Here is a 22,030-nt window from a genome sequence, read left to right on the forward strand (position 1 = left end):
GACACGAGTCCAGCCTTGTGGGCGGGATGGCACCGTATTGCCACCGAATATTGCTCTTCCGCATCGGTTCTCATCGCAACTGGACCGGCTATGGCTCGCCTTCCGGGCCGCAGAAGACCAGCGCAGGGCGCGCTGTTAACCCTTCTCCACGACGGTGAGAGCGTCGCCGACGATCTGCGCCGAATGACGTCCGGCACCGCTGGCTATTTCGAGCACATCATCCAAGTTCAAATATCGCTCAAAAGCTTTGCGAAAGCGGCTCGCCGGTGCCCAAAACCAAGCCACCAACTCAGGGTTTTCGTATTTCTCAAAGTACTCATAATCAGAGGCGCCAAAACTACGCCACGTATCGACGATTGCTTCGTGCGCAGCGTCAGGCTCAGTCATAAGCCTTCCCCCCTCTTTCTTCTTGGCCGCACATTTTAGAGGGATTGGCCGTGAAAGGCAAAGGAGGCGCACGCAAGCTGGCTTGCCAAGGGGAGCAGCTATCCGCTTCATGGCTTCCGCAGTTCTCACCCCGGCACCGCCGCCGTTCTCGGGAATGAAGTCGGCGCCGGCCGCTTCGAGAGCTGCTTATAGGGCGGACATCAAAAATGACCCGGTAAGTCGACTCTGTTTTGATCCCGCGGCGCGCCGGCCACCTTCGTTTCGTGCTGCTCCGCAAATCAGAATTTGTAGCTGAAGTTTACGCCTAGGGTATGGAGCTTCAGGTCCTGATCACGATCGGAGAAGTCGTCCGGGATGTCGAAATGCTCTTTGCCGAAATCGTAGTAACGGTACTGGGCGCCGACGACGATGTTGCTGCTCAGGGCATAGTCGACCCCGGCACCGATCGTCCAGCCGATGCCGGTGCGTGTCCTGGCGAAGCCGCTGCCGCCGACATCTTGCGAGGTCTCGATACCGGCGAAGGCGACGCCCCCGACGCCATAGATCAACCAGCGATCGACCGCCAAGCCGGCTTCGGCATTGATCGATCCCAGCCATTTGACCTCGGTGCCGACGGCATTGCCAGGGTCGAGCAAGGCCGAACCGTCGATCAAGGCATAATTGAGCTCAGCGCGCGCGCCGATCACCGCCTGATTGAACTGCCAGAGGCCGGCGACATGGCCGCCGACGAAGCCGCCGTCGACATCGGGAGAAGCGGCGAACGGCTCGCCTTCCGTGCCGGAGATGTCAGATGAGCCCCAGCCATAGCCGGCCTGCAGGCCGGCATAGTAGCCTGTCCAATCGAAGCCCGGCGCAGTCATGGGCAGGTCGGCGATCGCGTCCGCGGCCAAGGCCGGCCCGGACAGCAAGGCGAAAAAGCCGGCACTGGCAAGTGTCAGGCGACCCATCGAGCGCTCCGAAATGGCGGTTTCGAAAACTTCTCGGTGCAACCTAGCGTTATTCGCCCGAAAACGGAATTGTATTCCTGCAACAGTGGTTTACTTCGGCGGGTTGCGCACGCGATCCTCCAGGTCGCGCTGTTTCTCCTCGGGAGTGGCCAGCCGCGTGAAAGCATATTCGGCTAGTAACGAACCGGCGATGAAGATGGCGATCGGCGCGGCCCATGCCCAGAATGAATGCAAGGTGAAGAAGGCCAGGCCGGCGCTACATGCCGACAGCATGAAAATTGCGAACCGGATCGTTTTTGCCATCTCTTCTGCAACCCAAATAGCCGGAGATCCAGTCTAGGCGAGATTTCGCCCTGCCGCAGGAGAGATCTGTCGGGAACCGGTCCTGCCTTAAAAACAAAGCAGTTTTGCCAACTGGTCAAAACCGCGCCAGCTTGGCACAGTCGGGCAAACAGGAGTTTCTTCATGGCGAGCCGCACCAATCCGACGAAACCCAAGCCCTGGACCGAAGTGGCGACGCAACTGGTCGACGTCGCGATGGGGCGCCGGGCTGCCGATCTCGTGATCCGCAACGGACGCTGGGTGAATGTCCATTCGGGCGAGATCATTCCGGGCACCGACATCGCCGTCGTCGCCGGACGCTTCGCCTATTGCGGGCCGAATGCCGGCCACACGATCGGGCAGGGGACCAAGGTGGTCGATGCGGGTGGCCGCTATCTGGTGCCCGGCCTCTGCGATGCGCACATGCATGTCGAAAGCGGCATGGTCACGGTGACGGAATTCTGCCGCGCGGTGATCCCGCACGGCACCACCTCGATGTTCATCGATCCGCACGAGATCGCCAACGTTCTGGGCCTGCCGGGCGTTCGGCTGATGCATGACGAGGCGGTCGCGATGCCGATCAACGTCCATGTGCAAATGCCGTCCTGCGTGCCTTCGGCGCCCGGCCTGGAGCATGCCGGCGCGGAGCTTACGGTCGCAGACGTCGCCGAGGCGATGACCTGGGAGAATATCATCGGCCTTGGCGAAGTGATGAATTTCCCGGGAGTCGCCGCCAACGATCCGGTGATGTCGGGCGAGATCGCCGAGACGGTGAAGGCCGGCAAAACCGTCGGTGGCCACTATGCCTCGCGCGATCTCGGGTTGCCGTTCCACGGCTATGTCGCCGGCGGCGCCGAAGATGACCACGAGGGCACGCGCGCCGAGGATGCGATCGCACGCGTGCGCCAGGGCATGAAGGCGATGCTTAGGCTGGGGTCCGCCTGGTACGACGTCGCTGCGCAGATCAAGGCGGTCACCGAAGGCGGCATCGACCCGCGCAACTTCATCCTGTGCACCGACGACAGCCATTCCGGCACGCTGGTGCACGAAGGCCATATGGATCGTGTGGTGCGGCACGCCATCAGCCAGGGCCTGAAGCCGGTGACGGCGATCCAGATGGCGACGCTCAACACCGCCCAGCATTTCAGGCTGGAACGCGAGGTCGGTTCGATCGCGCCGGGGCGGCTGGCGGATCTTTTGATCGTCTCCAATCTTGCCCAAATGACGATAGACGAGGTGTATGGCCGCGGCGTCAGGCTGGCGAAAGCCGGCAAGCTCGAGATCGACATTCCGGTCTATGATTATCCCGGGACGGCGAAAAACACGGTCAAGCTCGGCAAAAGGCTCAAGGCGTCTGACTTTGACATCGCCGCGCCACAGGGTGCCAACGAGGTGCGGGCGCGGGTGATCGGCGTGATCGAGAACCAGGCGCCGACCAGAGCGTTCGAGGCCGACCTGCCCGTCGAGGACGGGCTGGTCGCCATGGATCGCCGCAACGACATTTGCCAGATCGCCCTGGTCGAACGCCACAGGGGCACGGGCGGCGTCACCAACGCCTTCGTGTCGGGCTTCGGCTATGTGGAAGACTGCGCGATGGCCTCGAGCGTGGCGCATGATGCGCACCACATAATCGCCGTCGGAACCAACAAGGAGGACATGGCTTTAGCCGTCAACCGGCTGAGCGAGGTCGGCGGCGGCGTCGTGCTCTACTCCAAGGGTAAGGAACTGGCGCTGGTGGAAATGCCAATCGCAGGGCTGATGTCGGACGAGCGCGCCGAGATCGTCGCGGCCAAAGCCGAGCAGTTGACGGAAGCGATGCGCAAGGTCGGCTGTTCGCTCAACAACGCCTACATGCAGCATTCGCTGCTGGCGCTGGTCGTCATCCCGGAACTCAGGATTTCCGATGTCGGCCTTGTCGACGTGACGTCGTTCCAGAAGGTCGATCTGTTCGTCTAGTCGATGTTCGGGTGAGGTCAGCCTGACCCGAACCTCGACACGCCCTAACCGGTGCTCAGCCGCCAGTGGCGATCGTCAGCACCCTGAACGGCGTGGTGATGACCACCTCGGCGACCGAGCCGACCGCCTTGCCGAGACCCTGACCGATATTGTTGAGCTGCGTTGGATCCGGCTCGTCGGAGGCAAGACCGGCAGGCGTGCGCAGCCGATTGCCGAGCAACTGCACCAGGATCGGATTGTCGGCGAATTTGGCATGGTTCAACCGGTCTCCGCCCTTGGTTCGGGTCAGATCGACCACCGTCACGCCGTAGTTGGCGAGATCTGCCGCGTTGTCGTAATCGCCGACGCGCGGCTTTTCGCCGGAAATGAAGCTGGACAGCTTGAGCGCCCGGTCGTCGCCCGAGAGAAGGATGGCGAAAGGCTTGTCGGGCTTGCCGTAGCGGATCATCTGCTTCTTGAAGACATCGACGTCGATGTCAGGCGAGGCGAGGATGACGTAGCCGAGCTTGCCGTTGAGATCGCGGTCGCCGGTGATGGCGAGCTGGCGCAAAGCTTCCATCGTCAGCCAGGTCCCCATCGAATGGGCAATGATGTCAATGCTTTTGGCGCGGGACTTGGCAAGCATCCTCAGTGTCGCTTCCAGGTCGTCGCGCGCGGCGGTGGAGCTGTCCTTGTCATAAATGTAGCCGGTCGTCTTGCCGCTCGACGCCCACGAGAACAGCACCGGTGTGCCCGGATAATTCGTGTCGTGCGCGATCTGCGTCAGGCGGTAAACGCCATCGTCGAAGCCGTTGTTGAAGCCGTGCACGAAGACCAGGGCGCGGTCGCCGCGTATGGCAATATCGGTGCCGACCGCCTTGGCGAATTGCGAGGCGTTCCCATAGTGGACGACATCGGTTGCGGTGAACTGCCTGGCCGGAATGCTGTCGGCCGAACCCTTGGCTCGCTCGATCGCGCCAACCTGGTGGATCTTTGGAACCGTGACATCGACGCGGGCGTAGCTGGTGGTCAGCGAACGGTCGCCGTCGAAAACCTGCCGCGGGTCCTTGGTCGCCTGCTGCCGGGTCGTGGCGACGAAGATCTCGTGCTTGGCGGCAATGTCCGATGCAGGCGCGGTAACGGCCTTCCGATTGAGCAGGTCATGCGCGTTCTGCCCGGCGCAGCCCGTCAGGGCGAGCGTGATGGCAAGGCCAAGGACGATCTTCCAACGCACGATCACCCGGGATCCCCCAAGGGCGGCAAACCTCTCGGGCTCCTTCGATAAAGCCAGCGAGCGGTCTGGTCCAGTTCAAAGTCCGTGCAGGGCGGCAACCGCGTGAACACGGTTATTGAGTGGCGAGCTGGCTGATCCGGTCGGTGACGTCGCGGTCGCTGGCAAAGCCGTCGTCCTGGCGCAGCCGCTGGCCGATCATCTTCACCAGCATCGGGTTGTCGGCGAATTTGGTGTGGTTGAAGCTGTCGTTGCCCTTCACCTTGGAGAGGTCGACCACCGTGACGCCGTAGGAGGCGAGGTCGGCCGCGTCTCTGTAGTCGCCGACGCGCGGCCGTGCACCGGCAATCAGGCCGGAGAGCCGGAGAGCGCGGTCGTCGTCCGACAGGAGCAGGATGAACGGCTTGTCGGGCTTGCCGTAGCGGCGCATCTGGCTCTTGAAGACATCAACGTCGATGTCGGGCGAGGCCAGGAGAACATCGCCGAGCTTGCCGCCGAGGTCGCGGTCACCGGTGATGGCGAGCTGTCGCAGTGTTTCCATCGTCACCCACGTCCCCATCGAATGGGCGACGATGTCGATGCGGCGCGCACCGGTCTGCGCCAGCATTCTCAGCGTCACTTCCAACTGGTCGCGGGCGGCGGCGGCACTTTCCTTGTCATAGACATAGTCGGTGGTCTTGGCGCCCGAAGCCCATGAAAAAAGCACCGGCGTGCCGGGATAGCCGGAATCATGGACGATCTGGGTCAGACGGTAGACGGCATCGTCGAAGCCGGTGTTGTAGCCGTGGACGAAGACCATGACGCGGCCGCCGCGGGCGTCGATGTCGGCATTGAGCGCGCTGGAGAATTTCGGCTGCGTGTCGTAGCCGACGACCTCGGAAGCCATGAAATATTTGGTCGGATCGTTCGACGTCCCGCGCGAGCGACGCTCGATCTGACCGGTCTCATGAACCGGCGGGACGGTGACGTTGACGCGGGCGTAATTGAGCGTCGCCGAGCGCTCGCCGTCGAAAACCTTGTTCGGGTCGTCTGAGCGCTTGCGGGTGGTGGCGATGAAGATCGAATGGTTGCCGGCGATCTCGGTCGCCGTCGTCGGCACCACGACGCTGCCCAGGATTTCCTGTGACGGTCGTCCCGCGCAGCCTACAACCAGCAAGGCCAGGGCAATGATGCAAATCGTCTTCAAATGCACGTCGAAACTTCCATTCCGGCCGCAATTGGCCATCTGCCTCCGCGAAATCTCCCGGACAGGGGAAGTGCGGCGGAAGTAAGTCGTGTCCAGCGGAAATTTGATCGGCGGGTGCCAACCGCCTTGGCACTGTTGCGCGAAAACCAAAGTGGCGGCAGCAGGCCGGCGAGCGGCTGCATCGGTGGCCGCGAAAACCAAACTATGCAATAGGCTTGGGCTGCGAACCACATGGTCTCGGAGCCGGTTGCCTCATGAACAGTTTTTCTTCCCGCGTCGCAGGCGCCGCGGAGGCGATCCGCGGGATCTTTCCGGAAACGCCGCTGCAGGAGAACGACTATCTGTCGAAAAAGACCGGCGCCCGCGTCCTCCTGAAGCGCGAGGACCTGACGCCGGTCCGCTCCTACAAGATCAGGGGCGCCTTCAACTTCTTCCGCAAGGCGCTCGCCGCCGGCAACAATGCCGAGCTGTTCGTCTGCGCCTCGGCGGGCAACCACGCGCAGGGCTTTGCCTTCGTCTGCCGCCATTTCGGCAAAAAGGGCGTGGTGTTCATGCCCGTGACGACGCCGCAGCAGAAGATCGACAAGACGCGGCTTTTCGGCGGCGATTTCGTCGAGATCAGGCTGGTCGGCGACTTCTTCGACGATTGCTATCGCGCCGCCTTCGAATTCACCGAAGCTGCCGGCGCGCATATGGTGCCGCCCTTCGACCACAAGGACATCATCGAGGGGCAGGCGACCGTCGCCTATGAGATCGCAGCCCAGATGCCGGGCGGGCGCATGCCCGACATCGTCATGCTGCCAGTGGGCGGAGGCGGCTTGGCTGCCGGCGTCACCCACTATTTCGCTGACCAGCAGCGAGAATTGCGGTTCGTGTTCTGCGAGCCGGCGGGCGCGCCTAGCCTTAGCGAGAGTCTCGCCGGTGGCAAGCGGGTCAGGCTCGCCAAGGTCGACAACTTCGTTGATGGCGCGGCGGTGGCTGAAATCGGCCGCGAGCCGCTGCGCCATCTCAAGGAATTCACCGTCGACGCGGTGCGCCTTGTCCCGGAAAACCGGCTCTGCGCGACGATGATCGAGATGCTCAATGTCGAGGGCGTGGTGCTGGAGCCAGCCGGCGCATTGGCGATCGACGCGCTCAAGGATTTTTCGCGCAAGGAGATGAGGGGCAAGACTATCGTCGCGATCGTCTCGGGCGGCAATTTCGATTTCGAGCGACTGCCGGACGTTAAGGAACGGGCGCTGCGTTTCGAGGGGCTGAAGAAGTATTTCATCATCCGCTTCCCGCAGCGGCCGGGCGCATTGCGCGATTTCCTCGAAATGCTGGGCCCGGACGACGACATCACGCGCTTCGAGTATCTCAAGAAGTCGGCGCGCAATTTCGGCTCGGTGCTGATCGGCATCGAGACCAAGGACCGGCGCAATTTCGATCTGCTCAAGGCCAATTTCGACGCCGAGGGCGTGCAGTATCAGGACATCACCGACAACGAGACGCTCGCGGGGTTCATCATATGAGCGGGGCAAAAACGGGCGAAAAAGGAACGGTGTTCGTAGCCCTGTTTTCCGGCATCAATGTCGGTGGCAACCGCATCGTCAAGATGGCGGAGCTGAGGTCGTTCTTCGAAGACCTCGGCTTCACCGACGTATCGACCTACGTGCAAAGCGGCAACGTCGTGTTTCGTGCCAACAACAACGACGCTGCGGCGCTGACCAAAGCACTCGAAGCGGCCTTCGAGAAGAAATGGGAGTTCAGTTCCCGCATCATGGTGCGCAATGCCGGCTGGTTCGAGCGCCTGGTGAAGGACAATCCCTATCCGGAGGTTGCCGGCGAGCCGACCAAGCTGCATGCCTATGCGCTGGAGCGAGAGCCGACCGCGGAAGAGGCGAAGCGGCTGGCGGAAAAGTGTGCCGGCCCGGCGCGCTTCGAGATCAAAGGCGACGTGCTTTACCTGCATGCGCCGGAAGGGCTTGGCAAATCGGTGTTTGCCAATCTTATTGGGCGAACGCTCAAGGTGCCGGGCACGGCGCGCAACTGGCGCAGCGTGCTTGCGCTGCTCGAAATGGCCAGCAAGGCCGCCGGCTGACGCTCAATACTTTCAGGCAGCCTTCTGCCAATCGAAAGTCAGCTCCTCGCGGAAGGCGAAGCGCCTGATGTGGTCGGCGACCACGGTTTCCAGCCGCTCGAGCGAGGCGGCGTCGTCAGCGGCGACCGCGATGTGGAGAGCCTTGTCGTCTGCATCCATCACGGTGCGGCCGAGCGAGAGCTGGATGGCGCCGTGATGCGGGTCGAATTCGACCGGGAACTTGTGCGCCCAGTGCTTGCAGAGCTGCTGCAGATAGCGGCTGGCGTTTTCAGTGGCGACGTCGGCGCGGCTGGTCGGCATGAAATTCTCCCGGCGATCAAGAAAAGCGCCAGCCTGATCTGGCTGGCGCCACAAGCGCTTAGATAGGCGCGATCCGGCAAAACGCCATAGCCCGGCCGGTCAAATCCCCGGGAGGGGCAGGCGCCTACCAGCTTCCCGTATTCGACATCGAGGCCCATGGCTCCGCCTTTGCCTTGGCCGGGCCTTTCTGCAGCAGCTCGATGGAGATGCCGTCCGGCGAGCGGATGAAGGCCATGTTGCCGTCGCGCGGCGGCCGGTTGATGGTCACGCCATTGTCCATCAGCTTCTGGCAGGTGGCGTAGATGTCGTCGACCTCATAGGCGAGGTGGCCGAAGTTGCGGCCGCCTTTGTACTCCTCCGGATCCCAATTGTAGGTCAGTTCGACCAGCGGCGCCTTCTCGGCAATGCCGCTTTGCTCGTCATCGGGCGCGGCGAGGAAGATCAGCGTGTAGCGTCCCTGCTCGTTCTCGTAGCGACGCACTTCCTTGAGGCCGAGCTTGTTGCAGTAGAAATCGAGCGATTGATCGATGTCGGCGACGCGGACCATTGTGTGAAGATAGCGCATATCGGATTCCTCGCGGCGTTACGTTTGCGGCGCACCATAGGAGCCGCTCCGCCAAAGGGCAATCGTCCGACAAAACCGATAAGGTGATCGATTTCAGCCGCCCCTTTGCGCTTCAGGCCGCGCCGGTAAACAACAATTGAGGCTTTCCGGTGCTCAACGGTGAAAAAAGGCACGTCAGGTCTTGCACACCCCGGAAGCCGCAGTGTTAATCTGATGGCAAGAATCACTAGCGGTTGCAGTTGGAAAAGGGGGCGTTCTTATGGGGGAAAAAGCCTCTTTTACGAGGCGGGACGGAAGCCTTGACGACGCCTTGACGCGAGACAGTGGCGGCGACTCCGCCGGGCTTGTCGAAATCGCCGGCGCTATCAAATGGTTCGACGTGGCCAAGGGCTACGGCTTCATTCTTCCGGACGACGGCGTCTCGGGTGATATTCTCCTCCATGTGACATGTCTTCGAAGAGACGGTTTTCAGACCGCGCTGGAAGGCGCGCGCGTCGTCTGTCTGGTCAAGCAGGGCGAGCGTGGCCTGCAGGCGTTCCGGGTTCTTTCCATGGACGCCTCGACAGCGGTGCATCCGGCCGAGCAGGAGCAGCGCACGCATGTCACCGTGACTGCCGAGAGCGGGCTCGAGCGGGCGCTGGTGAAGTGGTTCAACCGCACCAAGGGCTTCGGCTTCCTGACCCGGGGCGAGGGCACCGAGGACATCTTCGTCCATATGGAGACGCTGCGCCGCTACGGCATCACCGAGCTGAGGCCCGGCCAGGTCGTACTGGTTCGCTTCGGACGCGGCGACAAAGGCCTTATGGCCGCCGAAATACACCCCGATATGGGCACCTTGCCGGTCTCGCATTAAAGCGCGGCCCGACGCACTTTATTTTTTGCTTGATGCAGGTTCGCCAAAACCGCTTGGCAGTTTTGGGCGACATGCATCGGGCTCTCTCGATACGATCGGGATGCCCTGCCCGGTGCAAGGCCGTTCCTGTCCAAAAACCAGTTCCACTCGCTCGGATCATGGTCTAGGACAGGGCCTGGACGAGGTATCACATGGCTCATCGCAACTGGCTGACCGCAGGCGCGCTTTGCGCCGCCATCGCTCTGGCCGCCATTTTCAGCGCCTTGAGACCGAGTTCGGCGGACGGTCAGGCGATGATGCTGCCTGCCGATCCGACGCCGCTCGTCGCGATCACCGGCTCCGGCGAGCATTCCTTCTCCATCGAGATCGCCGACACCTCGGAAGAACGCGAGGCCGGGCTGATGTTTCGTAAGGACATGGCCGACGATCACGGCATGCTATTCGTGTTCGAGAGGCCCGCTGAGGTGAATTTCTGGATGAAGAATACACCGATGCCGCTCGATTTGGTCTTTGTCGGCCAGGACGGCAGGATCAAGGCCATCAAGCGTGGCGAACCGGAGTCGGAGGCGATCATCTCGCCCGGACAGCCGGTAAGCTTCGTGCTTGAGCTGAAGGCGGGAACGGCCGCCAAGGACGGTCTCAAGGACGGCGATCTCCTGCGTCACCCGGCGATCGATAAGGCCTCGGGCGCCGGCTCCAACTGACCGCGGCTGCGCCAGATGCAATATTTTTCCCACGACGGCTTCGAACTCGCTTACCTCGACCGCCCGCCGGCGTCCGGTCAGGGCGATCCGGTGCTGATGATCCACGGCTTCGCCTCCAGCCACTACGTCAATTGGGTCTCGCCGGGCTGGTTCAAGACGCTGAACGACGCGGGGTACCGCGCCATCGCCCTCGACAATCGCGGCCACGGTTCTTCGACGAAGAGCTACCAGGAGGCCGACTACACGCCGGCCAAGATGGCCTCGGACGGGGCCGCGCTGTTCGATCACCTCGGCATCGAGCACGCCCATGTCATGGGCTATTCGATGGGCGCGCGGGTATCCGCCTTCATGGCGTTGTCCAATCCTGACAAGGTGGCGACGCTGGTGTTCGGCGGCCTCGGCATCGGTCTTGTCGACGGCGTCGGCGACTGGGATCCAATCGCCGATGCGCTTCTGGCCGAGGATGCCGGTACGATCAGCCATGCGCGCGGCCGCTCGTTTCGCGCCTTCGCCGACCAGACGCGCAGCGACCGCCGGGCGCTGGCCGTCTGCATCGTCGGCTCACGCGCGTCAATGAGCGAGAACGATGTCGCGCGGATCGCCCAGCCGACCCTGATTGCCGTCGGGACCAAGGACGACATCGCCGGCTCGCCCGACGAGCTTGCCGCGCTGATGCCCGACGCAGAGGCTTTTCGCATCGAGGGCCGCGACCACATGCTTGCCGTCGGCGACAAGAGCTTCAAGCAGCGCGTGCTGGAGTTCTACGCCGAAAATCCGCTCTGACCCATACCGTCCGCTGCGGGCGACGACGCGTCTAAAGAGGTTGCGCGAAACGCGACCTGCTTTAGCTTTTTGACCCCTGCGATGTCCTTGTCGCGAAACTGAAAGCACTTGGGGGAGAATGCTTTAGCGGCCCGTTCTCCTGTCGGCGATGGATTTCGCCATGACGCAAAGCAGCTCGAACATCATGGTCGCTCCCGCAAGCGCCGTCATGCCGCCAATATCAAAAGGAGGCGCGACCTCGACGACATCGGCCCCGGCGAAATTCAAACCGTCGAGCAATCGAACCAGCTCCTGCACCTCGCGGGTGGTGAAGCCGCCGAGCTCCGGCGTGCCGGTGCCGGGGGCCATCGACGGATCGATGCAATCGATGTCGAAGGTCACGTAAGTGAGGCTGTCGCCGACAAGATCGCGTGCTTCCTGCATGACGGAAGCGGTGCCGCGTTTGACGAACTCTTCCATATAGACGATGCGCACGCCCTGAGCGGTCGCCCAGTCGTGTTCGCCCGGCTCATAGATCGAGCCTCGAATTCCGATCTGGATAACCCGCTTCGGGTCGAGCAGCCCTTCCTCGATCGCGCGGCGAAAGGGCGTTCCGTGCGTATAGGGATTGTCGCCGAAGTAGCGGTCGTTCGTGTCGGAATGCGCGTCGAAGTGGATCATGCCGACGGGTTCCTTGCGGGCGACGGCGCGCAGCACCGGCAATGTCGCCAGATGATCGCCGCCGGCGGCCAAAGGGAGAGCGCCGTCAGCAACGATCGCGGCGATGCCGTCCTCGATGCGCTTCAATCCGTCGAGCAAGTTGATCGGATTGACCGAGAGGTCTCCCACATCGGCGACATTGGCAATGCTGAACGGCTCGGTTCCCGACACGTGGTGGACGCGGCGCATCAGGCTCGACTGGTTCCTGATTTCGCGTGGACCGTGGCGGGCGCCGGCCCGATTGGTCGTGCCGCCATCCCAAGGAATCCCGACAAGGGCAATATCGAGCCCCTTCGCGTTCGGCACCGCCGGCAGCCGCATGAAGGTGGAAAGCCCGGCAAATCGCGGCACCTGGGCGGCGTCGACGGGTTGGAAGAAGTTGTTTTCCATGGTTTCGGTCATCCCAGAGGCGTTCACGTTCGGCGTGGCGATCAGGTCTGTTGAGACTGGTCTTGCAGGACCTGCAGCGATCGGACCAGATTTTCCCTGGCCCGAGCCTCGAACCGATCGCGAAACGGTTGTGTGTTGAAAATATGCGGACGGGCCAGGAAGCTCGTCAGGACAGCCGCGCGGCCGGCGCGCCAGATCGGTTCCTCGACCCAGCCATATTCGCGCCGGACCGCCTTCTCGTGGGCGTCGAAGCGGTTCGGGTCGGCACCGAGGATCGCGAGGTCCATGTCGAGGAAAAGGGCGGCATCGCTCGCGGCACCCTCATCTTCGAGCGGCGACAACTGGTGCGTGGCGGTGGCGCTGATCATGGCCAGAATCCGGGCAAGCCGGGCCGGGTCGGTGCGGCCGGAGAGCTTCCTTTCTGCGAGCACCGCGCTCTTTGCCTCGTTGTCCTTGGCGCGGCTGTCATAGACCGCGTCATGGAACCAGATCGCCGCTTCGACTGCTTCTGGATCGTCAAGAAGGTGCCGGTGTTCGGCTGCCAACGCCAGCATTGCTTCGATGTGAGGCAAGCCGTGGTAGTGGCGATCCGCGCTCTGATAGAGCGCGGCAAGCTCGCTTTTCAGCGCATCGTCGATCAAGGGTTCGTTTTCCATCGCCGCTTGAATCTCGGTGAACCAAGTCCATTTGACAAAGCACTAAGGAAAATTGAGTTCAACCGTGTTATGATCTGGCCTATATGTGCCGCCGGATGAATGAGCAGGCCGGAGACCGTCGATGAACAGCGTTACGATAGCCCGCCCCAGCATGGTGCAGCCGGTCGACCCGATCTGGCGCGCGATCAGGGATGAGGCGATGGAAGCGGTAAACCGCGATCCGTTGCTGGCTGCTTTCCTCTATTCCACCATCCTCAACCAGGAGAGCCTGGAAGAAGCGGTCATTCACCGCCTGGCCGAGCGCCTGGCGCATCAGGATATCGGCTCCGACCTCATCCGGCAGACCTTCAAGGCCATGCTTGCCGACGATCCGGAGTGGAGCACGACGGTCCGCGTCGACATCCAAGCCTATTACGATCGCGACCCTGCCTGCGACCGCTTCATCATGCCGGTGCTTTATTTCAAGGGCTTTCATGCCATCCAGACGCACCGTTTGGCGCATTGGCTGTGGAACCAGGGCCGCAGGGACTTCGCGCTCTACCTGCAGAGCCGCTCGTCCTCGGTGTTCCAGACCGATATCAACCCGGCCGCCCGCATCGGCAAGGGCATTTTTCTCGATCACGCCACCGGCCTGGTGGTCGGCCAGACCGCCGTCATCGAGGACGATGTCTCGATCCTGCACGGCGTGACGCTGGGCGGCACCGGCAAGGCCAGCGGCGACCGCCATCCGAAGATCCGCCGCGGCGTGCTGATCGGCGCCGGCGCCAAGATACTCGGCAACATAGAGATCGGCCATTGCTCGAAGATCGCGGCCGGTTCGGTGGTGCTTTCGCCCGTGCCGCATAACAAGACGGTTGCCGGCGTGCCGGCGCGTGTCGTCGGAGAGACCGGCTGCGACCAGCCCTCGCGACAGATGGACCAGCTCCTGCCCTCGCAGACGATGGACCACGTCGTCAGCTTCGACATCTGATTCTGCGGTCATCGCCAGTGGCCGGAGTCCGGTCGCCACTCAAGGCTCGGTTGTAATGCTGCCGGCTTGCCTTTACATCGCCATCGTCGGCGTGTCAGAAGCGCGTTCCAACGAACAGCCGCATTCGGAGAAGACTTTTGAAGCCAGACGAAATCAGAAAGCTGGACGCCTACTTCAAGCGCGTCTTCCAGAATCCCAAGCTGCAGGTGAAGGCGCGCCCGCGCAAGGAAGACTCTGCCGAGGTCTATGTCGGCGACGAATTCCTCGGCATCGTCTTCAAGGACGAGGACGACGGCGACTATAATTTCTCGATGGCGATCCTCGACGTCGACCTGGCCTAATCCGGCTTTCCGGCCGGGCTCGCCATGCCGCCCCGGTCGGAAACACCCCTGCGTGATTTTCCGGCTAGTCCACGCAGTGCCGCGGGATATGCACCCGCCGCCAGTCGGTCGAGCCTTCCCGCACCATCATCCGCCGCGCCACCCTCCGGTATGAGGGCGCGATTTCCGTGATGCGCCGCTCTCCTGGCCGCACCAGCACCTCGCGGGCGACGCCTTCGTATTCGGCCGGAAGGACGACGCGCCGGACGCGCTCCGGCTCGACGATGATTTTGGCAACCCGCGCGTAGCGCGCCTTACGCCACACCTTGCATAGCACCTTGCGGCCGTGGATGACCCGCCATTCCCAGGCATAGCCGCCGTCATCCACCTTGACCGTGTGATAGACGGTGCGCGTCACGGCCGGCACGACTTCATAGCTGATGCGAGGCGTGGCGATCTGTTCGATGCTCTCGGTCGTGCCGTAGATCGGCGGGTCATAGTGGACGAGCTGGCCGCCGGGGCTCACCATCACGTCTTCATAGACCGTGTCGTAGATCGCCGGCCGATGCACCGGCTCGTAGCATTCGAACGTGCGGCCGCCGGCCGCGGCCTGCGACACGGCGGCAAGCATTGCGAGGCTGGTCGAGGCGAGCGATGCGGCACCCTTGCGAAGGGAGCTCTTGCAAAAGGAACTCGTGCAAAAGGAACTCTGGCTGAACATGACGTTCCCCCGTTGAAAAAAGGACGCCGGTTCAACGCGGGAGCGTATCGGAAGGTCCGCCATGGACGGGATTTCACGGCTCGTCGTTAAGCAGCACGGTTAAGAAACTGCTACCGTGGCGGCCGGGTAGCGCCCTCGCATTTCGGGCAAGGGCCATCTCCGGCGCAACCCGCAGCATTTCCTTGGGCCGAGCCGCTTGCTTCGACTTAACCAGATGGCTAGGAGGGGCGGCCTTGCGCTAGGGTGAGCCGGCATCCTATTTAGGATTCAACGATCCAGAACCGATTCCGCCCGATTGCTCAGGTCTACGGCGCCGGAATCCATCCAACAAGGGTAGTCCATGAAGAACCCCGTCGAAACCTACATGAACCTCGTTCCGATGGTGGTCGAGCAGACCAATCGCGGCGAGCGTGCCTACGACATCTTCTCCCGCCTGTTGAAGGAACGCATCATCTTCATCACCGGCCCGGTCGAGGACGGGATGGCAACGCTGGTTTGTGCACAGCTTTTGTTCCTCGAGGCGGAGAACCCCAAGAAGGAAATCAACCTGTACATCAACTCGCCGGGCGGTGTGGTGACATCGGGCATGGCGATCTATGACACCATGCAGTTCATCAAGCCGGCGGTATCGACGCTCTGCATCGGCCAGGCAGCCTCGATGGGCTCGTTGCTGCTTTGCGCCGGCCACAAGGATATGCGGTTTGCCACGCCGAACGCCCGTGTCATGGTCCATCAGCCGTCCGGTGGCTTCCAGGGCCAGGCGTCGGACATCGAACGTCATGCGCAGGACATCATCAAGCTGAAGCGCCGCTTGAACGAGGTCTATGTCAAGCACACCGGCAAGAGCTATGACGAGATCGAGCGGACGCTCGACCGCGACCATTTCATGACCGCCGACGAGGCCAAGGAGTTTGGTTTGATCGACAAGGTCATTACGACGCGCGAACTTGGCGAAACCCCCACCGCATAGGCTCTGATTGGGGGCTGAATGGCGGGATAACGCGCTTTTGGCGCGGCTTGCGGCATTTCGGCCACAATTGCCTGTTCCCTCAAGGTTCGGGATTGCCTACGTTAAGGCTATGTTGATTTTCGACGGCTTAGCTTTGCATGGGGTTGCTGCGAATCATTGTCGCGTTTTCTGATTGTGTTTCGGACGGAATGCGCTGTGTGAGCCGGGACACTGGCGCCGGCGGATTCCTGCGATAGATTGATGAGACGCCAATGCGGCCAGACCATCGGCTGGCAGGCGGTGAAAGGACAGAAAAATGAGCAAAGTTAGCAACAACGGCGGCGATTCAAAGAACACGCTCTATTGCTCGTTTTGCGGCAAAAGCCAGCACGAAGTGCGCAAGCTGATCGCCGGTCCGACCGTCTTCATCTGCGACGAATGCGTCGAACTCTGCATGGACATCATCCGCGAGGAGAACAAGACCTCGATGGTGAAGTCGCGCGAGGGCGTGCCGACCCCGCAAGAGATCCTCAAGGTTCTCGACGACTATGTCATCGGCCAGCCCTACGCCAAGCGGGTGCTGTCGGTGGCCGTCCACAACCACTACAAGCGCCTCGCGCATGCCGGCAAGAACAACGACGTCGAATTGGCAAAGTCGAACATCCTGCTGATCGGGCCGACCGGCTGCGGCAAGACGCTGCTCGCCCAGACGCTCGCCCGCATCATCGACGTGCCGTTCACCATGGCCGACGCCACGACGCTGACCGAAGCCGGTTACGTCGGCGAGGACGTCGAGAACATCATCCTGAAGCTCTTGCAGTCGGCCGACTACAATGTCGAACGTGCCCAGCGCGGCATCGTCTACATCGATGAGATCGACAAGATCTCGCGCAAGTCGGACAACCCGTCGATCACCCGCGACGTCTCGGGCGAGGGCGTGCAGCAGGCGCTGTTGAAGATCATGGAAGGCACGGTGGCCTCCGTGCCGCCGCAGGGCGGCCGCAAGCACCCGCAGCAGGAATTCCTGCAGGTCGACACCGCCAACATCCTGTTCATCTGCGGCGGCGCCTTTGCCGGACTGGACAAGATCATCTCGGATCGCGGCCGCAAGACCTCGATCGGCTTCGGCGCAACCGTGGCGTCGCCCGAGGATCGCCGCACCGGCGACCTGTTCCGCCAAGTCGAGCCCGAGGATCTTTTGAAATTCGGCCTGATCCCGGAATTCGTCGGCCGTCTGCCGGTTCTGGCGACGCTCGAGGACCTCGACGAGCCGGCGCTGATCCAGATCCTGACGGAACCGAAAAACGCGCTGGTCAAGCAGTATCAGCGGCTGTTCGAGATGGAGAATGTGGATCTCACCTTCCACGAGAACGCGCTGTCGGCGATCGCCAAGCGCGCCATCGAGCGCAAGACCGGCGCGCGCGGCCTGCGTTCCATCATGGAAGCGATCCTGCTCGACACGATGTTCGAGCTTCCGGCGCTGGAAGGCGTGCGCGAGGTGGTGATCTCGGAAGAGGTGGTCTCGGGTAACGCCCGGCCGCTTTACATCTATTCCGAGCAGAAGGAAAAGAAGGGCAATGTCAGCGCCTGAAATGGCACTGATCCGGCAAATTTTCATGGAACGGCGCCCGTGTGGCGCCGTTTTGCTGTGAGGGGCTTACCTGTAGGTGATGGAGTGGCTGATCAAAGCATGCTAACCCTTGATCTTTGCACCGCCCGCATCCACCTAACAGCGGAAGGCCGAGGGCCTGAATTCTGCGCTGTAAAATTCCCGTCACAAACGGTGGTAGGCGGAACGACGCTCGGTCGTTAATATAAGATTCGCGGTTGGCTCAATTAGCGCCGCGACATGAAAGGTTGGACAATGGCCAAAATATCCAGGGCTTCCGGCGACGGCGTGTTTGCAGTCCTCCCACTGCGCGACATCGTCGTGTTCCCGCACATGATCGTCCCGCTCTTTGTCGGGCGTGAAAAGTCGATCAAGGCGCTGGAAGAAGTGATGGGTCAGGAAAAGCAGATCCTGCTTGCCACCCAGATGAACGCAGCCGACGATGATCCTGAACCCGATGCGATTTTCGACATCGGCACGCTCGCCAATGTGCTGCAGCTCCTGAAGCTTCCCGATGGCACTGTGAAGGTGCTGGTCGAGGGCGCCTCGCGCGCCAAGATCGTCTCGTTCACCGAACGTGCCGACTTCCACGAGGCCCGCGCGACCGCGTTGGTCGAGCCGGAGGAGGAAGAGGTCGAAATCGAGGCGCTGGCCCGCTCGGTCGTCACCGACTTCGAAAACTACGTCAAGCTGAACAAGAAGATTTCGCCCGAAGTGGTAGGTGCCGCCAGTCAGATCGACGACTATTCCAAGCTCGCCGACACCGTTGCCTCGCACCTGGCCATCAAGATCCCCGAGAAGCAGGAGATGCTCGCCACGCTCTCCGTCAAGGAGCGTCTCGAGAAGGCGATGGGCTTCATGGAAGCCGAGATTTCCGTGCTGCAAGTGGAGAAGCGCATCCGCAGCAGAGTCAAGCGCCAGATGGAGAAGACGCAGCGCGAGTACTACCTCAACGAGCAGATGAAGGCGATCCAGAAGGAGCTCGGCGAGGGCGAGGACGGCCGCGACGAGGCTGCCGAGATCGAGGCGCGCATCAAGAAGACCAAGCTTTCCAAGGAAGCCCGCGAGAAGGCGGAAGCCGAGTTGAAGAAGCTGCGGTCGATGTCGCCGATGTCGGCTGAATCGACGGTCGTGCGCAACTATCTCGACTGGCTGCTGTCGATCCCGTGGGGCAAGAACTCCAAGGTCAAGCAGGATCTCGGCTACGCCCAGGACGTGCTCGACGCCGATCACTTCGGCCTCGACAAGGTCAAGGAGCGCATCGTCGAGTATCTCGCCGTGCAGAGCCGTCAGAAGAAGATCAAGGGTCCGATCCTGTGCCTCGTCGGCCCGCCCGGCGTCGGCAAAACCTCGCTCGGCAAGTCGATTGCCAAGGCCACGGGGCGTGAGTTCATCCGAATGGCGCTCGGCGGCGTGCGCGACGAGGCCGAGATCCGCGGTCACAGGCGGACCTATATCGGCTCGATGCCCGGCAAGGTCATCCAGTCGATGAAGAAGGCCAAGAAGTCCAACCCCCTCTTCCTGCTCGACGAAATCGACAAGATGGGCCAGGACTTCCGCGGCGATCCGTCGTCAGCCCTGCTCGAGGTGCTCGATCCGGAGCAGAACTCGACGTTCATGGACCATTACCTCGAAGTCGAATACGACCTGTCGAGCGTGATGTTCGTGACGACGGCGAACACGCTGAACATCCCTGCGCCCCTGATGGACCGCATGGAGATCATCCGCATCGCCGGCTACACCGAGGACGAGAAGATCGAGATCGCCAAGCGGCACCTGATGCCGAAGGTGATCCGCGATCACGCGCTGCAGCCGAACGAGTTCTCGGTCGGCGAGGACGCGATCCGCGGCATCATCCAGACCTACACCCGTGAAGCGGGCGTCAGAAGCCTCGAGCGCGAGCTGATGAAGCTCGGGCGCAAGGCGGTGACCGAGATCCTGAAGACGAAGAAGAAGACGGTGAAGATCACGGCCGATAACCTCGCCGATTATCTCGGCGTGCCGCGCTTCCGCTTCGGTCAGGTCGAGGCCGACGATCAGGTCGGCGTCGTCACGGGTCTTGCCTGGACGGAAGTCGGCGGCGAGCTGCTGACGGTCGAGGGCGTCATGATGCCCGGCAAGGGACGCATGACGGTGACCGGCAACCTGCGCGACGTGATGAAGGAATCGATCTCTGCAGCGGCCTCTTACGTCCGCTCGCGGGCCATCGATTTCGGCATCGAGCCCCCGCTGTTCGACAAGCGCGACATCCACGTCCACGTGCCGGAGGGCGCGACCCCCAAGGACGGCCCGTCGGCGGGTGTGGCGATGGTGACGGCGATCGTGTCCGTGCTCACGGGTATTCCGGTCCGCGCCGATGTGGCAATGACCGGCGAGGTGACGCTGCGGGGCAGGGTGCTGCCGATCGGCGGCCTGAAGGAGAAGCTGCTTGCCGCGCTGCGCGGCGGCATCAAGAAGGTGCTGATCCCGGAAGACAATGCCAAGGACCTAGCGGAGATCCCGGACAACGTGAAGAACAACATGGAGATCATTCCGGTGTCGCGGGTCGGCGAGGTGCTGAGGCACGCGCTGGTCAGGATGCCGGAGCCGATCGAATGGGTCGAGCCGGTCAATCCGCCGGCCGGCGCGGACGCCGGCGACGACGCCGGCAAGTCGCTTGCGCATTAGTTTCTTCTAAGGTTGCAATGCACAAAGAGAGAGCCGGGCTTTCAGCCCGGCTTTTTCATGTGAAAAATCTCCGAAAAAGTGGAAAAAAGCCCGGAATTCTGCGGTTTTCGGCTTGGGTTCCGGAACGCTTCTTTCTAAAGTCCGTTTCCTGCCGGATGAGTCGTAGTTCCGGTTTTCTCATGGAAGGGAATTTTTATGAACAAGAACGAACTGGTGTCCGCCGTCGCCGACTCCGCAAGCATTTCGAAGGCTGATGCGCAGTCCGCCGTCGATGCGGTGTTCTCTGTGATCACTGGCGAACTGAAGAAGGGCGGCGATGTCCGGCTTGTCGGCTTCGGAAATTTCACCGTGTCAAAACGTGCTGCTTCGACCGGCCGCAACCCGCAGACCGGCGCGGAAGTGAAGATTCCGGCGCGCACCGTGCCGAAGTTCTCGGCCGGCAAGGGCCTCAAGGACGCGGTCAACTAAGACCTTTTCTTTTTAAGATCAGATGAGCCGGGCTTGCCCGGCTCTTCCTTTTTGTGACCCGCGGCAGGGGCACATGTGTGGCATCAGCCGGTAGGCGCGTCGGCGCGCATCAGGCCTTCTTGCTTGAGATCCGCCCACAAGGCTGCCGGGATCTTGACGTCGAGCAGCGCACGGTTGCTTTCGACTTCGGCCGGCCGTTGGCCGCCGGGTATTACCGACATGACGGAAGGGTGCCGCAGCGGGAACTGCAACGCCGCCTCGATCAGACGCACGCCATGGCGCTTGCAGACCGCCTCGATGCGTGCCACGCGATCGAGCACGTCTTTTGGCGCCTCTGTGTAGTTGTAGAAGGCGCCGGGCTTCGGCCCTGTCGCCAGGATGCCGGAATTGTAGGGCCCGCCAAGAACGATGCCGATGCCGCGCTTCTCACAGAGCGGCAGGAAGCTCGCAAGCGCATCCTGCTCGAGCAGCGTGTAGCGGCCGGCGAGCAGAAAGAGGTCGAAATCGCCGCGCTCGGCGAGCGTCTGGCAAACCTGCCACTCGTTGATACCGCCTCCGAAAGCCTTGATCACGCCCTGGTCACGCAGCGCGAGCAGCGCGTAATAGCCCGAAGACATGAACTCCTCGATGCGCCGGTCGGAAGCCTCCTTGCTGCCATGGGTGAAGATGTCGACATCGTGCACATAAAGGATGTCGATGCGGTCGACGCCGAGACGCTCCAGCGAGGCCTCGAAGGAACGCATCACGCCGTCGTAACTGTAATCGTAGACTTCCCGGCGCGAGGGCGTCTCGAAGAACTTGCCGATGCCGGTTCGCTGGTCGGGCGCAGAGACGCGCATGAGGCGGCCGACCTTGCTCGACAGCACATAGTCGTCGCGTTTCTTGCCGCGCAGGAAGGGGTTGAGCCGGGTTTCGGAAAGGCCGAGGCCATAGAGCGGAGCGGTGTCGAAATAGCGGCAGCCGGTTTTCCATGCCGCCTCCAGCGTGGCATTGGCATCCTCGTCCGAGACGGCGCGGTAGAGATTGCCGAGCGGCGCGGTGCCGAAACCAAGCTCGGTGAAGGTGATGCCGCCATTGCCGATGCGGTCGAAATGCCGTGTCTTCATATCCGCACGATGTCCTGGATTGATTTGTGTGACATGACACTATCACGCCGGTGGCACAGCAAAAGCGCCGAGGCTCGTTGGACACGAATTTTCGCGGTGATAGCATGAACGAAAACAAGCGTTTCGCGCCGAACGCGACCGCAAAGCCGCATGCCTATCAGGACATCGGCAGACAGGATTAGG

23 protein-coding genes are annotated in these 22,030 nt (G+C 62.1%); 12 read left to right on the forward strand and 11 right to left on the reverse strand.

The window, feature by feature from the left end:
• Positions 1 to 135: 135 nt before the first annotated feature.
• The 3 genes from CK222_RS32505 to CK222_RS24825 form a co-directional block, all read right to left on the reverse strand.
• Positions 136 to 387: a hypothetical protein gene (locus tag CK222_RS32505; RefSeq protein WP_095802228.1), complete on the reverse strand. Its 252-nt coding sequence runs from the start codon at positions 385 to 387 to the stop codon at positions 136 to 138.
• 278 nt (positions 388 to 665) lie between these two features.
• Positions 666 to 1,334 (reverse strand): outer membrane protein, encoded by a 669-nt coding sequence (locus CK222_RS24820; RefSeq protein WP_095802229.1) that lies wholly within the window; start codon positions 1,332 to 1,334, stop codon positions 666 to 668.
• Positions 1,335 to 1,424: 90 nt separating this feature from the next.
• Complete coding sequence (locus CK222_RS24825) at positions 1,425 to 1,637, reverse strand: hypothetical protein (RefSeq protein ID WP_095802230.1); 213 nt, start codon at positions 1,635 to 1,637, stop codon at positions 1,425 to 1,427.
• Positions 1,638 to 1,799: 162 nt separating this feature from the next.
• Here CK222_RS24825 and ade point away from each other — a divergent pair, with 162 nt between their 5' ends.
• Complete coding sequence (gene ade, locus CK222_RS24830; RefSeq protein ID WP_095802231.1) at positions 1,800 to 3,611, forward strand: adenine deaminase; 1,812 nt, start codon at positions 1,800 to 1,802, stop codon at positions 3,609 to 3,611.
• A gap of 55 nt (positions 3,612 to 3,666) precedes the next feature.
• On the opposite strand, the gene CK222_RS24835 is transcribed toward ade, so the two are convergent.
• A complete protein-coding gene (locus CK222_RS24835) occupies positions 3,667 to 4,830 on the reverse strand; it encodes an alpha/beta hydrolase (protein WP_095802232.1) in 1,164 nt (387 codons plus the stop codon).
• Positions 4,831 to 4,936: 106 nt separating this feature from the next.
• The gene (locus tag CK222_RS24840) at positions 4,937 to 6,046 is read right to left on the reverse strand and encodes an alpha/beta hydrolase (protein WP_164747326.1); all 1,110 of its coding nucleotides are present in this window, start codon (positions 6,044 to 6,046) and stop codon (positions 4,937 to 4,939) included.
• A gap of 215 nt (positions 6,047 to 6,261) precedes the next feature.
• Between CK222_RS24840 and ilvA the strand changes: the two genes are divergently transcribed.
• A complete protein-coding gene (gene ilvA / locus CK222_RS24845) occupies positions 6,262 to 7,518 on the forward strand; it encodes a threonine ammonia-lyase IlvA (RefSeq protein WP_095802233.1) in 1,257 nt (418 codons plus the stop codon).
• Positions 7,515 to 8,087, forward strand: coding sequence for a DUF1697 domain-containing protein (locus CK222_RS24850; RefSeq protein ID WP_095802234.1), 573 nt, complete (start codon positions 7,515 to 7,517; stop codon positions 8,085 to 8,087). Before ilvA ends, CK222_RS24850 begins: the two co-directional genes overlap by 4 nt.
• Positions 8,088 to 8,099: 12 nt before the next feature.
• On the opposite strand, the gene CK222_RS24855 is transcribed toward CK222_RS24850, so the two are convergent.
• Together CK222_RS24855 and gloA are read right to left on the reverse strand one after the other, a co-directional pair.
• Complete coding sequence (locus CK222_RS24855) at positions 8,100 to 8,387, reverse strand: DUF2218 domain-containing protein (protein WP_095802263.1); 288 nt, start codon at positions 8,385 to 8,387, stop codon at positions 8,100 to 8,102.
• Between the two features lie 124 nt (positions 8,388 to 8,511).
• Positions 8,512 to 8,952 (reverse strand): lactoylglutathione lyase, encoded by a 441-nt coding sequence (gene gloA, locus CK222_RS24860; RefSeq protein WP_066998873.1) that lies wholly within the window; start codon positions 8,950 to 8,952, stop codon positions 8,512 to 8,514.
• A 259-nt stretch (positions 8,953 to 9,211) separates the two neighbouring features.
• Between gloA and CK222_RS24865 the strand changes: the two genes are divergently transcribed.
• The 3 genes from CK222_RS24865 to CK222_RS24875 all read left to right on the forward strand — a co-directional run bounded on the left by CK222_RS24865 (position 9,212) and on the right by CK222_RS24875 (position 11,292).
• Positions 9,212 to 9,805: a cold-shock protein gene (locus tag CK222_RS24865; RefSeq protein WP_066998870.1), complete on the forward strand. Its 594-nt coding sequence runs from the start codon at positions 9,212 to 9,214 to the stop codon at positions 9,803 to 9,805.
• 191 nt (positions 9,806 to 9,996) lie between these two features.
• A complete protein-coding gene (locus CK222_RS24870; RefSeq protein WP_095802235.1) occupies positions 9,997 to 10,509 on the forward strand; it encodes a DUF192 domain-containing protein in 513 nt (170 codons plus the stop codon).
• 15 nt (positions 10,510 to 10,524) lie between these two features.
• Positions 10,525 to 11,292: an alpha/beta hydrolase gene (locus tag CK222_RS24875; protein ID WP_095802236.1), complete on the forward strand. Its 768-nt coding sequence runs from the start codon at positions 10,525 to 10,527 to the stop codon at positions 11,290 to 11,292.
• Between the two features lie 123 nt (positions 11,293 to 11,415).
• Here the strand turns inward: CK222_RS24875 and speB are convergent, their stop codons facing one another.
• A complete protein-coding gene (gene speB, locus CK222_RS24880) occupies positions 11,416 to 12,381 on the reverse strand; it encodes an agmatinase (RefSeq protein ID WP_095802264.1) in 966 nt (321 codons plus the stop codon).
• 41 nt (positions 12,382 to 12,422) lie between these two features.
• The gene (locus tag CK222_RS24885) at positions 12,423 to 13,037 is read right to left on the reverse strand and encodes a hypothetical protein (protein WP_095802237.1); all 615 of its coding nucleotides are present in this window, start codon (positions 13,035 to 13,037) and stop codon (positions 12,423 to 12,425) included.
• Positions 13,038 to 13,158: 121 nt separating this feature from the next.
• On the opposite strand from CK222_RS24885, the gene cysE reads away from it, so the two are divergent.
• A complete protein-coding gene (gene cysE, locus CK222_RS24890) occupies positions 13,159 to 14,007 on the forward strand; it encodes a serine O-acetyltransferase (RefSeq protein ID WP_067328223.1) in 849 nt (282 codons plus the stop codon).
• A 137-nt stretch (positions 14,008 to 14,144) separates the two neighbouring features.
• Positions 14,145 to 14,348, forward strand: a complete 204-nt coding sequence (locus CK222_RS24895) for a DUF3126 family protein (RefSeq protein ID WP_040969488.1) — start codon at positions 14,145 to 14,147, stop codon at positions 14,346 to 14,348.
• Between the two features lie 64 nt (positions 14,349 to 14,412).
• On the opposite strand, the gene CK222_RS24900 is transcribed toward CK222_RS24895, so the two are convergent.
• The gene (locus CK222_RS24900; protein ID WP_095802238.1) at positions 14,413 to 14,958 is read right to left on the reverse strand and encodes a hypothetical protein; all 546 of its coding nucleotides are present in this window, start codon (positions 14,956 to 14,958) and stop codon (positions 14,413 to 14,415) included.
• A gap of 430 nt (positions 14,959 to 15,388) precedes the next feature.
• On the opposite strand from CK222_RS24900, the gene clpP reads away from it, so the two are divergent.
• The 4 genes from clpP to hupB all read left to right on the forward strand — a co-directional run bounded on the left by clpP (position 15,389) and on the right by hupB (position 20,741).
• Entirely contained in the window at positions 15,389 to 16,018 is a 630-nt protein-coding gene (gene clpP, locus CK222_RS24905; RefSeq protein WP_095802239.1) for an ATP-dependent Clp endopeptidase proteolytic subunit ClpP, read from the forward strand.
• 295 nt (positions 16,019 to 16,313) lie between these two features.
• Entirely contained in the window at positions 16,314 to 17,588 is a 1,275-nt protein-coding gene (clpX, locus tag CK222_RS24910) for an ATP-dependent Clp protease ATP-binding subunit ClpX (protein WP_059185169.1), read from the forward strand.
• Between the two features lie 273 nt (positions 17,589 to 17,861).
• Positions 17,862 to 20,273 carry an endopeptidase La gene (gene lon / locus CK222_RS24915; protein ID WP_067328448.1) on the forward strand — a complete coding sequence of 804 codons (2,412 nt, stop codon included), beginning with the start codon at positions 17,862 to 17,864 and terminating at the stop codon, positions 20,271 to 20,273.
• Positions 20,274 to 20,468: 195 nt separating this feature from the next.
• Positions 20,469 to 20,741 (forward strand): DNA-binding protein HupB, encoded by a 273-nt coding sequence (gene hupB, locus CK222_RS24920; RefSeq protein WP_027166452.1) that lies wholly within the window; start codon positions 20,469 to 20,471, stop codon positions 20,739 to 20,741.
• An 83-nt stretch (positions 20,742 to 20,824) separates the two neighbouring features.
• On the opposite strand, the gene CK222_RS24925 is transcribed toward hupB, so the two are convergent.
• Positions 20,825 to 21,847 carry an aldo/keto reductase gene (locus CK222_RS24925; protein ID WP_095802240.1) on the reverse strand — a complete coding sequence of 341 codons (1,023 nt, stop codon included), beginning with the start codon at positions 21,845 to 21,847 and terminating at the stop codon, positions 20,825 to 20,827.
• Positions 21,848 to 22,030 lie beyond the last annotated feature (183 nt).

Source organism: Mesorhizobium sp. WSM3866 (assembly GCF_002294795.1).
Taxonomy (GTDB): Bacteria; Pseudomonadota; Alphaproteobacteria; order Rhizobiales; family Rhizobiaceae; genus Mesorhizobium.

Excerpts from the sequence above, each read along its gene's own strand:
- CK222_RS24840 (WP_164747326.1), bottom strand. The coding sequence starts at position 6,046 with ATGGCCAATTGCGGCCGGAATGGAAGTTTCGACGTGCATTTGAAGACG.
- CK222_RS24885 (WP_095802237.1), bottom strand. The coding sequence starts at position 13,037 with ATGGAAAACGAACCCTTGATCGACGATGCGCTGAAAAGCGAGCTTGCC.
- cysE (WP_067328223.1), top strand. The coding sequence starts at position 13,159 with ATGAACAGCGTTACGATAGCCCGCCCCAGCATGGTGCAGCCGGTCGAC.
- CK222_RS24865 (WP_066998870.1), top strand. The coding sequence starts at position 9,212 with ATGGGGGAAAAAGCCTCTTTTACGAGGCGGGACGGAAGCCTTGACGAC.
- CK222_RS24870 (WP_095802235.1), top strand. The coding sequence starts at position 9,997 with ATGGCTCATCGCAACTGGCTGACCGCAGGCGCGCTTTGCGCCGCCATC.
- CK222_RS24850 (WP_095802234.1), top strand. The coding sequence starts at position 7,515 with ATGAGCGGGGCAAAAACGGGCGAAAAAGGAACGGTGTTCGTAGCCCTG.
- gloA (WP_066998873.1), bottom strand. The coding sequence starts at position 8,952 with ATGCGCTATCTTCACACAATGGTCCGCGTCGCCGACATCGATCAATCG.
- CK222_RS24820 (WP_095802229.1), bottom strand. The coding sequence starts at position 1,334 with ATGGGTCGCCTGACACTTGCCAGTGCCGGCTTTTTCGCCTTGCTGTCC.
- hupB (WP_027166452.1), top strand. The coding sequence starts at position 20,469 with ATGAACAAGAACGAACTGGTGTCCGCCGTCGCCGACTCCGCAAGCATT.
- speB (WP_095802264.1), bottom strand. The coding sequence starts at position 12,381 with ATGGAAAACAACTTCTTCCAACCCGTCGACGCCGCCCAGGTGCCGCGA.
- lon (WP_067328448.1), top strand. The coding sequence starts at position 17,862 with ATGGCCAAAATATCCAGGGCTTCCGGCGACGGCGTGTTTGCAGTCCTC.
- clpP (WP_095802239.1), top strand. The coding sequence starts at position 15,389 with ATGAAGAACCCCGTCGAAACCTACATGAACCTCGTTCCGATGGTGGTC.
- ade (WP_095802231.1), top strand. The coding sequence starts at position 1,800 with ATGGCGAGCCGCACCAATCCGACGAAACCCAAGCCCTGGACCGAAGTG.
- ilvA (WP_095802233.1), top strand. The coding sequence starts at position 6,262 with ATGAACAGTTTTTCTTCCCGCGTCGCAGGCGCCGCGGAGGCGATCCGC.
- CK222_RS24875 (WP_095802236.1), top strand. The coding sequence starts at position 10,525 with ATGCAATATTTTTCCCACGACGGCTTCGAACTCGCTTACCTCGACCGC.
- CK222_RS32505 (WP_095802228.1), bottom strand. The coding sequence starts at position 387 with ATGACTGAGCCTGACGCTGCGCACGAAGCAATCGTCGATACGTGGCGT.
- CK222_RS24855 (WP_095802263.1), bottom strand. The coding sequence starts at position 8,387 with ATGCCGACCAGCCGCGCCGACGTCGCCACTGAAAACGCCAGCCGCTAT.
- CK222_RS24925 (WP_095802240.1), bottom strand. The coding sequence starts at position 21,847 with ATGAAGACACGGCATTTCGACCGCATCGGCAATGGCGGCATCACCTTC.
- clpX (WP_059185169.1), top strand. The coding sequence starts at position 16,314 with ATGAGCAAAGTTAGCAACAACGGCGGCGATTCAAAGAACACGCTCTAT.
- CK222_RS24900 (WP_095802238.1), bottom strand. The coding sequence starts at position 14,958 with ATGCTTGCCGCCGTGTCGCAGGCCGCGGCCGGCGGCCGCACGTTCGAA.
- CK222_RS24825 (WP_095802230.1), bottom strand. The coding sequence starts at position 1,637 with ATGGCAAAAACGATCCGGTTCGCAATTTTCATGCTGTCGGCATGTAGC.